The following is a 15,787-nucleotide window of genomic DNA, read 5'->3' on the forward strand; positions in this document are numbered from 1 at the left end:
CTTACATATTCATAAGCATATTCTTTAAAATACTTGTTGAATTTTTTATGGCTATTCGTGAAAATTTCTCATAGTCCATATGAGCCCCATTATTAGCATTATCAGATATAGATCTTAAAACTACAAAAGGTACTTTATTTAGGTGGCACACCTGTGCAATACTTCCACCTTCCATTTCACAAGCTAATGCTTCAAATTTTTCATTTAACCATCTTATTTTTTCTGTATCAGCGATAAATTGATCTCCTGTTACTATTCTTCCAACAAAACTTTTACCATTTTCTATTTTACCGCAAGCTGCTTTAGCTCTTTCTATAAGGTCAATATCACATTTAAAATCAAAAGTATCTAACCTTGGAATTTGTCCTATAGGATCTCCAAACGCTGAAGCATCCATATCATGTTGAACAAGATTATTAGCTATAACTATATCTCCTGGATATACAGCTTTGCCAATACCTCCTGCTATACCAACATTTATAACTTTATCTACTTGAAAATCATCTATCAGAATTTGGGTACATATGGCTGCATTTACTTTACCAATACCACTTCTAACAACAACTACTTCTTGATTATAAATTTTTCCTGAATTGAAAAGCATATTAGCTTTCATTTCTTTTCTATCTAACTTCATCTCTCTTAATAAAATTTCTAGCTCTTCATCCATAGCTCCGATTATACCTATTACCATCTTTTTACCCCCTACTTACACTTTCTTTTAAGGCTGTGATAATTTCTTTCTCACTAACCTCTACCTTTACTTCGCACTTTCCTATATCTTTTAAAAGTACAAATCTTATTTTTTCATTATTTTTCTTATCATGATTAATAGCATACATAAATGAAGAATAATTGTCAACTTTATACTTTACAGGCAAACCAAACTTTGACATTATGCTTTCTACTTTATTATATATGTCAGAAGATATAGAAAATTTATTTTCAGATAATTTTAAAGAAGTTAGAATTCCAAGCCCAACTGCCTCTCCATGAGATATATTAAAATTAGATGTGGTTTCTATTCCATACCCTATATTATGACCAAAATTTAATATATCCATTAATCCTTTATCTTCAGATACCACTTCTAACTTTATTCTTAAACACTCTTTTACTATATGAGTTAACTTATCGTTTTCTCTCTCTAATATATGCTTATAATTTGAACTTAAAAAACTTAATAATTCTTTATCTTTAATTATCCCATATTTAATTGCTTCGCCAAGTCCATCTTTAAACTGTCTGTTATTTAAAGTTTTTAAAAACCCAGTACATATGTATACATATATAGGATTATAAAAATTTCCTATTAGATTTTTAATTCCTTTATAATTAAATGTTACTTTTCCAGCAATACAGCTGTCCACCTGTGCTAAAAGAGTTGTTGGTACATTTATAAGCTTTATTCCTTCCATATATGTAGATGCAGCAAAGCCTGCTAAATCACCAATAAGCCCTCCTCCAAAAGCTATAATAATACTATTTTTATTAGCACCATTTTCTAAAAGAAAGTCATATAACACTTCTATTGTATTTATATTTTTTTTCGGTTCACCTTGAGGAATACACAAAATCCTGCAATTAGTTTCCATTTTAATACATTCTATAATATCTCTATGTAATTTATAAACTAAATCATCTGTAAAAATAAAAATTTTTTCACTTATTTTTATTTTATTTTCTTCAAATAGTGTATGAAACTTGTTCATGTTGTTATCTATATATACTCTATACTTACTACTGCCTGTCATGGCAATCATTTCCTTCATCTATTTCACCACCTTTACTGCAAAACACATATATATTATACCATATATTAGTTATTTCTATTTAAGACACATAAAAGAAAACAATACTAAAATATGTATTAATGTATCATACGTAAAATAAAAAATCTCACTCTAACGAGTGGGATTTTTTATTTTACAAAAAAGTTTTTAATTTCTTCTAATTCATTTTCATTATTATAAAGCTCTGATCTTAAATTTTCATCTCTTGTAAGTAAAGAACTATTTGAATTTTCTTCTGGAATAATTTCTATTCCTTTTTCTCTAATTTCATTACTTTTCACAGCTTCACTCACATTCTCGCTGCTCTCATAACCTATATTATAATTTTTAACAAATTCTTTTTCCATATCGTCAAACATCTCTAACTGAGATTCCATAAAACTTCTAAATTTAGTTCTAAACTTAGAAAATTCCTGTTTCATTCTTTCAAATTCATCAGTAATTTGAATAACATCACTATGAGCCTTATCAATTATTCTTTGAGCTGCTTCATTAGCGTTTTTTAATATTAACTCACTTTCTTTTTTTGCGTTTTCTCTAGCTTGTTCGGAAGCATTTTGTGCTAAAATCAAAGTATTTTGTATAGTATTTTCCATCTTATTATAATGTTCTATCTTATCTTGTATACTTGAAAGTTTTTCTTTATTGGTTAAATTTTCTTTATAAAGTACTTCATACTGTTCAGCTATCTTATCTAAAAATTCATCTACTTCTTCTATACTATACCCTCTTAAAACTTTTTTAAATTCCTTTTCTGTTATATCCATTGATGTTATATTCATTGTGAGCTCCTCACCTCAAATCAAATAAATTTTTTTACTAGGATTTTTACTTTTCCACTATTAGTCCATCCAATTTCTTCTACAATTTTAAACTTTCCATAACCTCTTATAGTTATTATTGAGCTAAATTTCAAAATTTTATTCTTCCTAAAATCATCAGAATAATCTACTAACACCTTACCTTGTCTTATTAGTTCTTCAGCTTTACCTCTTGCGATATTACATAGAGTACTTACTACACAATCAATTCTAAGGGAAGAAACATTCACAACACTTTCTTGAAAATCATATTTAGGAATTCTGCAATCACATATGTTTAAAACATCAACAGTACACTTAGATTTACCTATACTTGTTAAATTCATTTTTATGTATTGAACTATTTCTTCATGTACAGCTGCATAGCATTCATCATTACTAAGTATTAAATCGCCAAATTTTTCTCTTTTAATACCTAATGCCATTATTGCTCCTAAATAATCCTTATGTTTAAGATTGTTAAATTTTGATTTTCCTTTAACTTTAATAAGGTTTACAGGATAATATAATACATTATCATTGGAAAAAGCTATAATTCTTCTTTCCGCATCTTCAAACACTCCGTAAGAATAAACATTTATACCAATATCTTCGCTTAAAGATTCTATTGTTTTCCAAACTTGTGGAGTATAAAATTCTCCTGTACATATAACTTTATTAATTTTTTGTGCTAAAATAATTTTATCGTAAATACTGGAAACTACATTATTATCTAAGAAACTTACTTTTTTTAAAAAACCTTTTTTATCCACAATTATAGCAATATTGTAAATGCAATCTTTCTTAATATATCTACTATGAATAACGCCACTATAGGGGAAAAATCTATCATAAATCCTGGCATAAGTTTCTCTTGAATTTTCCTTCCTGGTATCATAAATGGATCTGTAAATACATGAAGCAAATCTAAAAACCCATTATTTCTTCCAGGCATAACCCATGAAAGAATCACATCTAATAATATAGCACCTTCAATAAACCTAAATAATAAATCTAGTGCCACTGCCAAAGTACCACTTATCATTTTCTCCTCCGAATATTACTTATTCCAGCCAAAAATCCCTTTGTTTGACAATTCACTTTTGAAATCATTGCTTACTTCTACCGTCGCTGGTGACAGTAAATAAACACCTCTTTCTACTTCTTCCAAATCTCCACCTAGAGCATAACTTGCTCCTCCCATAAAATCTAAGAGCCTTTGAGCTATTCTTGATTCTAATCCTGTAGTATTTATAACTACGATTTTTCTGTTTTTTAGCTCGTCACAAATATCTGCTGCTTCTTCATAAGTAGTAGGTTTCACTATTTTTACTTTAGCAGCAATAGTTGTATGTATACTTACAACCTTATTTTGTCTCTTTGTGCTGGATATAATTGGTTCTACTGGAGTTGTATCATTAACTGCTTTTTCCTGTCTTCTTTCTTCTGTTTCTTCTATTTCTTCTTCCAAATCATCCTCTAGTCCCAAAAAACCCATAACCTTGCTTATAACTTTACCTGACATTTAATTTGCCCTCCTTAAATATTATAATTTCTTTTTCCAAATATACCTTGCCCTACTCTTACCATATTTGATCCTTCTTGTAAAGCCATTAAGTAATCACTACTCATACCCATGGATAAAATATCCATCTGTATATTTTTAAAACTTTTTTTCTTTAGGTCTTCAAAAATGTTTTTCATTTTCATAAAATAGCACTTACAACTTTCTTCTGTTCCTTTTGGTATAATTGCCATAAGTCCTTTAACCTTTACATTATTACAGCTTTCGCATTGCTCTAATAATTCTCCTAAATCATCCAATAAAATACCTGTTTTGCTTTCTTCTCTACCTATATTTATTTGGATTAGAACTTTAGCTATTTCATCCTTGATGGAATATTGCTTTTCTATTTCCTGTAGAAGTCTTACACTATCTAGTGATTGAATAAGGTCAACTTTTCCTACTATATATTTCACTTTATTTCTCTGAAGGTGGCCTATTAAATGCCACTTTATGTCTTTGGGAAGTTTATCATATTTATCTACAAGTTCTTGAACTTTATTTTCTCCAAAGTCTTTAATTCCTATATCGTATACTTTTTTTATTTCTTCAACAGGTTTAGTTTTTGAAACTGCTATTAAAGTAACTTTTTCCTCTATAGTATTTTTTATCATTTTCACATTTTCTTCAATTGACAATTTCATCGTCTCCTTTTACTGTCTAATTGAACTTGTAATTTTATGTAATTTTCATGGTATAAAACACATTCTCCATATATATTCTTCATAAAATCGAAAAATCCTTCAACAAATTAAATTTAAAATTAAATTAATTATAACATGTCATTAAACACTTAGACTACACTAAACAACATTATTCATTTTTACTGCTTAAAAACTCCTTTTTTTGTTCCCCTGTATATGCTGGAATATTTAAGTTATCCAACTGCTCTATATCTACTGATAACTTTCTTGTTATTAAGCTTTTTAAATAATTTTCATTTGCTAGCATATAATTATATAAGACTTCTTTGTTTCCTATAGCATAAATTGTAAAAGGAGCCATCATTTTAATGCCATTTATTCTTAAAAAAGCACCACTACAGTATATTTCTGTTTTATCTATTACTCTTTGACCATTTATACTTATAGCTTCTGCACCTGAGTTCTTTAAGTCATTTATCACTTGCATAATATCCATATCATGAACTAGTCTTAATTTCTTTTCAAATCCAATGGAATTTTCTATATCGCTCACACTAGCATCGTTTAAACTTATTTTTATCCCTTGTCCTTGCAGTGGAACTTTTCCTAATAAAATATTATTTTCATTTAGTTCCTCAATTATGCCATCAGTAACTTGTTCTTCACTTTCCTCATTGCTTTTATACTTTAAAAGCTTAGAATTGTATTTTTTATACTGCTGCATAAGTCCTACTATATCGCTATAGAGCTTATTCTTATAATTATACGAATCTTGATATTGCTTCGCACTTAAAAAAACTCTATCTGTAGTTCTCGTAAAACTAATATTCATAGATATTAATACACCTATAATTATTGAGGCTATAAAAACAAAAGTATTAGCTTCATTGTTTTTCATTTATCTCACCTCATTGACGATTTCTAGCCTTCTCTATTAATAATCTTCTTATTGTAGCAAAATTATCAAAAATTCTACCGCCAAATACTATTACTGCTGCAAGATATATAGGCACTCCCATTTTATCACCTAAATATGCAAGAGCTGCTGCTAATACTGCATTTCCAAAAAAGCCAGAAATAAATATATCCGGTTGAAACTTTTTTGATAAACTTCCTTTTATTGCACCAAATACAGAATCCAAACAAGCAAGTATTGCTACAGACATATATGGAGAAAATTGATCTGGAATATTTACCTTCCAAACAATGCCAACAATTATTCCTATTATGAGTCCAATAAAGCCAATCACTTTAACCATCCTCCCAAATAATTATATACTTAATCTAATCATTTATATTACTTGTATTTGTAAATAACTATCTAACTTTCTTAATATAAGCATATTGCAAATCCTTGCTTAGCATTATGCTTACTATTGTACTGGTTTTGCATATTCAAATTTATAAGTCTTATTATACTTTTTAATAAGAATATTATCTGATTTTTCAAACTTAACATCGCACAAACCTTTGAAATCAGAAAAAACTTCTGGAAAACTCATATCTCCATATAATAAGTTTTTATCTCCTATAGCCTGAATAACAATTCTTCTAGATGGAGATATTTTTTCATCATTTATTAAAATATAATTTCCAGCAGCTCTTATACCTGTCCTTGAAAGTATTCTTGTATCATTTATTGATATAGCCTCCGCTCCTGCAAACTTTAATTCATTTACTAAATATACTAAATGTTTATCAGTTATATGATCTTCTACATTATTCCCAAAAATTTTAGCATCTGGTGTAATGTAAATTGTTATACCAGGACCTTTTACATCTGTAGAACCAGTAAATATTCTTGTATCCTCTAACTCTTTTAAAAGATTCTTTGTAGCATCACTTTTACCTGCTGCTGCATTTTCATAGTTCTTAATTTGATTTTGAAGATCATTTACTTTACCTTCCAGTTCCTTCTTTTGTTTTTTGTATTGCTCAATTTCAACAGTAACATCTGTACCATTCTTATTACTTAAATTTAGTGTTTTATCCTGTTTCAAAATCATCTTAAATTGATATGAAAGCATAAATCCCAATATGCCTAATACTACAGCAACAGTTATTTGAGCCTTAATCTTACCCATTTTTTCCTCCTCCTACTTTTGAATAAAGAATACAGGGTTACCATCAAAACTTACATCTACATATCCCTTAGCACCTTTAAGTCCTCTACTACTAATTACATTTAAAGCTTCATTAACTTTTTTATCCAAATTATCTCTTCTACCTAATTTAACACACATATCGTTAAAATACATTTTTAAATCCACAGTATTGCTTAAATCTATAGAGGTAATTCCCATTGAATTTTTACTATTTAAAATAATGTTTCCCAAATCAGTTACTATATCTATTTTAGATTTATCATCATTTTCTAATATTTTACCAATTTCGCTTTTATCATATTCGAAACCTTCTAGTTTAATTAAATTCATTCCCTTTATTTCGTCTCTTTTTTGAAGGAGGATTGCATTTTTATCTACTACAAAATACTTATTATCTTTTACATTATAGAATAAAGCTTCCCTCTCTTTTACGTTTATTTCCACGGAAGCTGGCAACTTTCTTTTTATCTGCACTTCAGAAATATATGGATTGCTTAAAATATTATTTTCTCCGTTTTTAATATTTATATAAAATATATTATTACCCTTGTACACATTTGATAAATTAATAATTTCTCTAGAAGAAATATTTCTATTTCCAACTACTTTAATAGCCTTTATACTAAAGTACGGATGTTTTAAACATAATGTAACACACACTGATACTAGCAAAATAAACAGCATAAGTATTTTTTTTATTCTTTTTCTCTTTCTCCTTCTTAAAATCAATTCATTTCCTGTTTTTGGAGAAGTTAAAGCCATAGTATATCAATCCACCTCAATTTTTTATAAGATATATATATAATAACACTTCGTTAAATTAATTTCATTAAATTTTTCATTAAATTTTTATTGAATGTGCCTTACATAAATTGTAGCATTGCTATTTGCAATGCTACAATTTTATTCATATTCTTTTTGTCTAGATATATTTAAAAGTATTCCCATAGCCATTAAATTGATTGCTAGCGCGCACCCTCCATAACTTATAAAAGGAAGAGGTACTCCTGTTACAGGCATAGAACCAGTGACAACAGCTATATTTATTATTGCCTGTATTGCAATAACTGATGTAATTCCTGTAGCTAAAAGAGTTCCATAGGTATCTTTAGCCCTTACTGCTGTTACTATTCCTCTCCATATTAGGATAATAAATAATGTAATTATAATTGTGCAGCCTATGAGTCCCAGTTCCTCTCCAATTATAGAAAATATAAAATCATTATGAGGCTCAGGTATGTAATAGCATTTTTGCCTTGATCTTCCAAGACCCATACCCCATATTCCTCCAGAACCTAATGCTAAAAGTGATTGTATTAACTGATACCCATCACCCTTAGGATCCTTCCATGGATCTAAAAAGCTCTTAAACCTATCTAACCTATATGGCTCAAATGCTATTCCTGCTATTCCTGCTAAGGATACCAGTCCCATTAAACCAAACATGTGAGATTTTCTAGCCCCTGCTACATAAAGCACTATTAATGTAACTATCATTATTACTGAGGCTATACTTAAATTTTTTTCTGCTAGTACCATACCTGCATAAAATCCAGATATTATAAGATAAGGTACAACCCCATATAAAAGCGTCTTTAACTTTTCTCCTTTATTTTCTATGCTTTTAGCCAGGTAAAGCACTACAACATACTTTGCTAGCTCTGAAGGTTGAATTGATGGTAATCCACCTATCTGTATCCATCTTCTAGCTCCATTTATTGGTTTAAAAGCAAACACTGCTAATAAAAGCACTACAGTAACTATCATAATTATTTTTGTATATTTCTTTATTTTATGATAATCCATCCTTATAGTAATAAACATAAATAAAATTCCTACTAAAGCTGCTCCTGCCTGCTTTTTTAAGTAAAAAGTGCTATCTTTTATGTGTGGATTAAAATATGCACTGTAGGAACTGGCACTATAAACCATAATAACGCCAACAGCTACCAAAAGCATTACAGTTGAAAATAGTACAAAATCAATAGGCCCCATTTTACTACCGGGTTTATTCATTCCTATATCCTCCTAGACAATTACTTTTATCAGACTAAACTCTTAACAACTTAAATCATAAAGACAAAAAGGCAACCAAGCACAATATTACAGTAACAATACAAAAAACGGAAACGACCTTAGTTTCGTGCCAGCCTGATAATTCAAAATGATGATGTATTGGACTCATTTTAAATATTCTTTTTCCTGTAAGTTTAAAAGATGCTACTTGAAGAATTACAGATACTGTTTCCATTACATATATTCCACCCACTATTATAACCAATAATGGTAATTTTAATATCAAAGCTACTGCTGCTACTGCTCCACCTAAAGCTAAAGAGCCTGTATCTCCCATAAAAACTCCTGCTGGAAAAGCATTATACCTTAAAAAACCTAAAAGTGCACCAGCAACTACACCACAAAATATTGATAAAGTATAGTGTCCCATGGCAAGACTTAATAATGCAAAGAAAGTCATAACTAATAATGTAACAGATGTTGCTAATCCATCTAAACCATCTGTTAAATTTACAGCATTAGTAGTAGCTGTAAAATAGAAAATTATACACGGAATATAAAACCATCCAAGGTTAAATGTTATATGAGCAAATGGTATTATTATAGAAGTACCTATATCCGGATTTTTAGCAGCATAATATGCAAAACATCCTGATACCCCTAAAAGTAATATCATTTTTTGATAAGCCCTTAATCCTAAATTTTTCTTACGTATAATCTTTAGTCCATCGTCTAATGCACCTATTACTCCAAAGGCTACAAAAGCATATAAAGCTATCATTGCTTCGTCACCTGGCTTCTTTGCTACAAGAGCCATAGTTATAAATGAAGATAGTATGAATATTATTCCTCCCATAGTAGGTGTTCCTGATTTTTTTTGATGACTCTTAGGTCCTTCCGCCCTTATACTCTGTCCAAATTTTAGTTTATGTAATATTGGAATTATAATAGGACCTTCTAATATTGATATAAAAAATGCAACTAATACTGAATAAATTAATCTATCCACCCTATAACCTCCTATAAGTTATTTTTCTTAAGTTCTTCTACTATTTTTTCAAATTTCATAGACCTTGAAGCTTTGACCAAAACTGTATCTCCTGATTTTAAATATTCATCTACTAAATATCTTACACCTTCACTATAATCACCAAAAGCTTTATATTTAGATTTATTATTAACTTTAAAACCTTCTTCAAAAGCTTTATTATATTCTCCAAAAGTCAAAAGTAAGTCCACTCCATTTTTAGCTGCATACTCACCTACTTCTTTATGAGCCTTACAAGATTCCTCTCCAAGTTCTCCCATAGTTCCGAGTACAGCTATTCTTCTGTTAGAATCTATATTTTTTAGTACATCTATAGCTACCTTCATTGAATCAGGATTAGCATTATAACAATCATTTAATATATTAAAATTCTTACCCTTAATAATATCCATTCTCATAGCAGTTGTTTGAAGATTTTTCAAGCCTTCTTTTATATCCTCATATTCCATACCTAATATCTTCCCACAAGCTATAGCTAGTAATGAATTTGATATTGTGTGTTTTCCTGGTATTTCTACATGAAATACTTCTTTGTGTTTTTTGCCATTTTCCTCTACTTTAAATTCTACAAAACTTTCTTTAAGTTCTATTTCAGAAGCCTTAAAATCGTTACTATCTTCCATTCCAGTTTTGCATATAGAAAATTTACTACTTTGCACCTTAGAAAGAAGATCATTATCTCCATTTATAATTAAAATACTCTTTTCATTAAAAAAGTCTGTAATCTCCAGCTTTGCCTTTAGTATATTATCTCTTGTTTTTAGGTTACCTATATGGCTTACTCCTACATTGGTAATTAAAGCTATATCTGGTTTTGCAGCTTCTGCCATTCTGTGAATTTCATTTAAGTTATTCATTCCCATTTCAAGTACTGCTATATCATAACTGTTATCCAGTTTGAATATCATTAATGGAAGTCCTATTTCATTATTAAAATTCCCTTCAGTTTTGAATACCTTATACTTAGAACTTAATGCTGCCGCTAACAGATCCTTGGTAGAAGTTTTTCCATTAGATCCTGTTATACCTATTACTTTTAAACCTAGTTTGCTTCTGTACGCCTTAGCTAAATCAAGCAGCGCTTTCTTTGTATCTCTAACTTTTATTATTGTAGTTCCTTTTTCTATTTTATCCTCTTTATATTTAATTTCATCTATAATGCATATAACAGCACCTTTACTGCTGGCAGCTTCTATATATTCATTTCCATTAAAATTTTCTCCTTTTAATGCTATAAATATATTACCTTTTCCTATTTTCCTTGTATCTGTACTTATTTCATTAAAATTGTCATAGTCACCCTGTAATACAACTTGACCTTGTACTGCATTAACTATTTCACTAAAGGTCATATGTTCCAATTGTAAACACCCCTTCTATATGGACATCTTCAGAAAAATAACTAGTCAGTATACTAGGATATTTTCCATCATACTACGTCCACAGAACCTATTGATAAAATAACTATCTATAGAACCTATCTCCTTGTCTGATAAAAAATATCTGTCGTACCTTCCGCTTATTATTTCTCTTAAGATATCTTATTCAATTCTTCTATAATTTCTGCAATTACTTCTCTTTCATCAAAGTGAATAGTTTTGTCCTTTAATATTTGATAGTCTTCATGTCCTTTTCCAGCTACCACTATAACATCACTTTTTTGAGCCATCTCCATAGCCTTTTTTATAGCTTCTCTTCTATTTTCTACCACAACATAATTATCTTTTTCTACACCTGCTACAACTTCTTTTATTATAGACATAGGATCCTCAGTTCTAGGGTTATCTGAAGTAATAACCGCTTTATCACTTAATTCTGTACCTATCTTTCCCATAATAGGTCTTTTCGTATTATCTCTATCTCCTCCACATCCAAAAACACTTATAAGTTTTCCTTTTGTAAATTCTCTTGCTGTTTTTAGTATATTTTCAAGTCCATCAGGAGTATGTGCATAATCAACTATAACCTCATAGCCTAAATTATAATCTTTAGTTACTATTTCACATCTTCCAGGTACACACAGCATACTTTCTAACCCCTGCTTTGCAGCTGCAAGACTCATTCCTTCTCCTAAACATGCTGCTGCGCTACCAAGAGCATTCATAACATTATACCTTCCTGGTATATTTAAATTTATATGCTGAGTTTCATTTTTGTATGTTATATCAAATTCTACTCCTCTAGAATGCATGTGTAAGTTACTACCTTTAACATCCGCATCTTTATCTATAGCATAAGATGTCTTTTTTCCTTCAGAATCTTTATATACTCTTTCACCATAATCATCATCTATATTTACAATCGAGCTTGAAGTGTTTTTAAACAATATAAGTTTTGCATTATAATAATTTTCGAAGGTCTTATGAAAATCTAGATGATCTCTTGTCAAATTAGTGAATATTCCTTGAGAAAATTTTACTCCATATACTCTATCTAAATATAACGAATGAGATGATACCTCCATAATACAATAATTAACTCCTTCTTGTACCATTTCTGCAAATAATTTTTGAAGCTCTAAGGACTCAGGTGTAGTTCTATGAGCTGGTATTTTTTTATCTCCAATATAATTAGCTATAGTACCTAAAAGTCCAACTTTATATCCTTTAGCTTCTAAAATAGATTTCATCATAAATGTTGAAGTAGTTTTTCCATTTGTACCTGTTATTCCTATCACCTTCAATTTATCTGAAGGATGATCATAATAATTAGCTGAAGCTAAAGCTAACCCTTTTCTAGTGTCTTCAGTTTTTATGACTGTACAATTAGGAATGTTTTCTATATTTCTGCTGCAGATAATAGCAGTAGCTCCACTATTTACTGCATCATTTATATATTTATGTCCATCTGTACTATATCCTTCAATGCATACAAATAGATCCCCACCTTTTACCTTTCTAGAATCATACTGAATCTCTTTTATATCTAAGTCATCGCTGCCATTTATTAATTCATACTTAATTCCTTTTAGTATATTTTTCAAGTTCATAAAAACACCCCTCTTTAATTATTTTTACATAGTATTGGCATGCAACACATATAGCTTATTTATGTATTGCATGCCTAATATTTTAATCTCCTAATATGTCAGTGTCAAGTTTTACTACCGTTCCTTTTTGTACCTCATTTCCTGGTTCAATACTTTGATCTGACACTATTCCTTCATCATTAAAGTCTGCCTTCAAACCTAAACCATTAAACACAGCTACTGCTTTTTCAGAACTTAGTCCTTTAACATCAGGAACAGATACTACTTTATTATAGTTTTGTGTGTTTCCCGTGTAAAGTACAATTTTACTTTCCTCTTTTACTGTATAACCTGGTTTAGGATTCATATCTATAATATAATCTCCATTTGAATCTAATTCATAGGTTAAATTGTGTTCCTTAAGCACCTTTTCAGCATCAGCTTTTTTCATACCTCTTACATCGGGAACTATTACATCTTTTAACATACTTTTCTTTATATCTTCACTACTAGCATCACTATTAATAGCTAGGTAATTGAATATATCATTAAATACTTGCTTTGCTACTGGTGCAGATATTTGTCCTGCATAATAATTAGATGGATCAGGTTCATCTATAGATACAAAAAGAGTTATTTTAGGATCACTAGCTGGTGCCATACCTGCAAAAGATGCTATATATTTTCCCTGTTGATATCCACCAGCCCCAGCTTTTTGTGCTGTTCCGGTTTTTCCAGCTATATGATAACCATCTATAAAAGCTTTTTTACCTCCACCTTCTGCAACTACTTTTTCAAGATAACCTCTAAGCTGTGCCACTTTATCTGAATCTACAATTTTTCTACTATTAGATCCTGATATATCAAACTTTTTATCTACTATTTCGCTACTACTCTTTTCATCATAATGTGATATTTCTTTCATTACATGAGGTGTTATTAAAGTTCCTCCATTTGCAACTGCATTAAAAGCTGTTAGATACTGAACTCCTGATACTGTATTGGCCTGTCCAAATGATATGGTAGCTAAATCAATATCACTTATACTGTTAGTTTTTTTTACAATTCCTTTAGCTTCTCCTGGTAAATCTATGCCTGTTTTTTGTCCGAATCCAAATTTTTTTATATACTTATTTAAATTTTCCTTACCTATCATTTTTCCTAATTGGGCAAAGCCTACATTACAAGAATTTTTTAATATGTCGGTAAAGACTTGTTCCCCATGTCCACCTCTCTTCCAACAATGTATAACTTTTTTACCTATGGTAATACTTCCTGAACATGAAAACTTATCACTTTCTTTAACAGCTCCTTCTTCTAAAGCAGCTGTTGCTGTTATAACCTTAAATATAGATCCTGGTTCAAAAGCGTCATTAACTGCTCTGTTTCTCCATAACTTTTGAAGTTCATCATAAGATTTATCTTTAATCCAGGGACTGTTCGGATTATAATCCGGTTTGTTTACCATGGCAAGAATTTCTCCATTTTTAGGATTCATAGCCATTATAGTAACTGCCTTTGCTTTATTATCACTTAAAGCCTGATCCGCAGCCTTTTCGCAAAAATGCTGTATTGTCTCATCTATAGTTAAAACTACATCTTCTCCGTCTATAGGTTTAGTATACTCAGAAATAGTATTGGTAAATTCTTTACTTTTCTTATCAGTTTCTGCTATTCTCATACCTGGCATTCCTGAAAGTTCTTTATTATAATAAAGTTCTACTCCCGTAAGCCCATTTCCATCAGAATTTGTATGTCCCATAACATGTGAAAGAAAATTATTATTTGGATAATACCTTTTAGTATCTGCAGATACCAAAATACCTCTTAAATTTAAACTTCTAACATTATCAGCTTCTGTTTTTTCAACTCTTCTTTTTAATGTAGCAGATCCAAGCGGAAGCCCTCCCGGCAAAGTTTTATTAAGCACTTTAGTTATTTTATTTTTATCCATAGATAAAGCAGAAGATAACCTATTTGCCACATCCTCTTTAGATAAATTTTTCTCTTTCATGGTATCTCTTAAGGTATTCATATCTAAATCTATTCTATAAACATTAGCACTTACAGCTAATTCATGACCACCTCTATCAAGAATCCTACCTCTTTTAGCTTCAATTTTTACTTCACTTGTCCATTGATCTATGGCAATAGCTTTTAATTTAGCAGATTCATAAGCCATAACATAAGTCATTCTACCAAGCAATAATAAAAATGTTATAAAAAGAAAACCAAAAATTATCATCATCCTTTTTCTTATGATAACTTTATCTCTGTATTCCTTTTTATTCAATAATTTTCCCCCCGTAAAACATTGCTTTCTTAAAAAGTTTAATAATACACTGATGTTAATTAAAATAACATCTTAGTAATTTTGTTCCACACACCTTTAGGAACCTGGTTTTCTGATTTTTTATCGGAAGATTTTATAACTTCCTTATCCAAATCTGCTTGTACTGCTGTACCTTTATCCGGAGCTATCATATGTAATTTATTAATTGCAGAATCTTCTATATATTGAATGTTATTATATTTAACTAAATCTACTTTTAGATTTTCATTATCTCTATTTACTTGATTTATATTCTTATTTATAGAATTCAACTGCTGCTGCATATTATAAATTACACAATATCTACCTACAAGTAATACTCCTACTGTAAAAGCTAAACTAATATTTCTTATTGTTTTAATCTTACCTTTTAATCTTTTTTGCCTTAGTTTCTTTTCCTTTGCTTTTCTTTTTAAATCTTCCTTTTCCTTTTCTTCCAGGTAAGGCACATATTCAGGTTGGAGAACAGTATTTCCTGATACAATATTATCTTTATTTACCACTATCACTTTATTCA

At 29.7% G+C, this 15,787-nt stretch carries 17 protein-coding genes; all 17 read right to left on the bottom strand.

Features of this window, described 5'->3' with window-relative positions; translation table 11 throughout:
• Position 1 precedes the first annotated feature (1 nt).
• Complete coding sequence (locus HBE96_RS01570; RefSeq protein WP_169296016.1) at positions 2-694, bottom strand: 5'-methylthioadenosine/adenosylhomocysteine nucleosidase; 693 nt, start codon at positions 692-694, stop codon at positions 2-4.
• Between the two features lie 4 nt (positions 695-698).
• Positions 699-1,772: a 3-dehydroquinate synthase gene (aroB, locus tag HBE96_RS01575; protein ID WP_169296017.1), complete on the bottom strand. Its 1,074-nt coding sequence runs from the start codon at positions 1,770-1,772 to the stop codon at positions 699-701.
• A 149-nt stretch (positions 1,773-1,921) separates the two neighbouring features.
• A complete protein-coding gene (locus HBE96_RS01580) occupies positions 1,922-2,575 on the bottom strand; it encodes a DivIVA domain-containing protein (protein ID WP_169296018.1) in 654 nt (217 codons plus the stop codon).
• A gap of 20 nt (positions 2,576-2,595) precedes the next feature.
• Positions 2,596-3,366 (bottom strand): YlmH/Sll1252 family protein, encoded by a 771-nt coding sequence (locus HBE96_RS26095; protein WP_169296019.1) that lies wholly within the window; start codon positions 3,364-3,366, stop codon positions 2,596-2,598.
• Between the two features lie 2 nt (positions 3,367-3,368).
• The gene (locus tag HBE96_RS01590; protein WP_169296020.1) at positions 3,369-3,638 is read right to left on the bottom strand and encodes a YggT family protein; all 270 of its coding nucleotides are present in this window, start codon (positions 3,636-3,638) and stop codon (positions 3,369-3,371) included.
• 15 nt (positions 3,639-3,653) lie between these two features.
• Positions 3,654-4,118 carry a cell division protein SepF gene (locus HBE96_RS01595; RefSeq protein ID WP_169296021.1) on the bottom strand — a complete coding sequence of 155 codons (465 nt, stop codon included), beginning with the start codon at positions 4,116-4,118 and terminating at the stop codon, positions 3,654-3,656.
• A gap of 14 nt (positions 4,119-4,132) precedes the next feature.
• Complete coding sequence (locus tag HBE96_RS01600; protein ID WP_169296022.1) at positions 4,133-4,795, bottom strand: YggS family pyridoxal phosphate-dependent enzyme; 663 nt, start codon at positions 4,793-4,795, stop codon at positions 4,133-4,135.
• A gap of 175 nt (positions 4,796-4,970) precedes the next feature.
• Entirely contained in the window at positions 4,971-5,699 is a 729-nt protein-coding gene (locus HBE96_RS01605) for a DUF881 domain-containing protein (protein WP_169296023.1), read from the bottom strand.
• Between the two features lie 10 nt (positions 5,700-5,709).
• Positions 5,710-6,051: a DUF1290 domain-containing protein gene (locus HBE96_RS01610; protein ID WP_169296024.1), complete on the bottom strand. Its 342-nt coding sequence runs from the start codon at positions 6,049-6,051 to the stop codon at positions 5,710-5,712.
• 123 nt (positions 6,052-6,174) lie between these two features.
• A complete protein-coding gene (locus HBE96_RS01615) occupies positions 6,175-6,885 on the bottom strand; it encodes a DUF881 domain-containing protein (RefSeq protein WP_169296025.1) in 711 nt (236 codons plus the stop codon).
• 12 nt (positions 6,886-6,897) lie between these two features.
• On the bottom strand, positions 6,898-7,668 hold the full coding sequence (locus tag HBE96_RS01620) for a cell division protein FtsQ/DivIB (protein WP_169296026.1): 771 nt from the start codon (positions 7,666-7,668) through the stop codon (positions 6,898-6,900).
• Between the two features lie 141 nt (positions 7,669-7,809).
• On the bottom strand, positions 7,810-8,922 hold the full coding sequence (gene spoVE, locus HBE96_RS01625) for a stage V sporulation protein E (RefSeq protein WP_169296027.1): 1,113 nt from the start codon (positions 8,920-8,922) through the stop codon (positions 7,810-7,812).
• 55 nt (positions 8,923-8,977) lie between these two features.
• Positions 8,978-9,931 carry a phospho-N-acetylmuramoyl-pentapeptide-transferase gene (gene mraY, locus HBE96_RS01630; protein ID WP_169296028.1) on the bottom strand — a complete coding sequence of 318 codons (954 nt, stop codon included), beginning with the start codon at positions 9,929-9,931 and terminating at the stop codon, positions 8,978-8,980.
• Positions 9,932-9,942: 11 nt separating this feature from the next.
• On the bottom strand, positions 9,943-11,331 hold the full coding sequence (locus tag HBE96_RS01635; RefSeq protein WP_169296029.1) for a UDP-N-acetylmuramoyl-tripeptide--D-alanyl-D-alanine ligase: 1,389 nt from the start codon (positions 11,329-11,331) through the stop codon (positions 9,943-9,945).
• A gap of 170 nt (positions 11,332-11,501) precedes the next feature.
• Positions 11,502-12,959 (bottom strand): UDP-N-acetylmuramoyl-L-alanyl-D-glutamate--2,6-diaminopimelate ligase, encoded by a 1,458-nt coding sequence (locus HBE96_RS01640; protein WP_169296030.1) that lies wholly within the window; start codon positions 12,957-12,959, stop codon positions 11,502-11,504.
• An 82-nt stretch (positions 12,960-13,041) separates the two neighbouring features.
• Positions 13,042-15,231 (bottom strand): stage V sporulation protein D, encoded by a 2,190-nt coding sequence (locus HBE96_RS01645; protein WP_169296031.1) that lies wholly within the window; start codon positions 15,229-15,231, stop codon positions 13,042-13,044.
• A gap of 59 nt (positions 15,232-15,290) precedes the next feature.
• Positions 15,291-15,779: a hypothetical protein gene (locus HBE96_RS01650; RefSeq protein ID WP_169296032.1), complete on the bottom strand. Its 489-nt coding sequence runs from the start codon at positions 15,777-15,779 to the stop codon at positions 15,291-15,293.
• Positions 15,780-15,787: the final 8 nt, after the last annotated feature.

The organism is Clostridium muellerianum, from assembly GCF_012926525.1.
Lineage (GTDB): Bacteria > Bacillota > Clostridia > Clostridiales > Clostridiaceae > Clostridium_AM > Clostridium_AM muellerianum.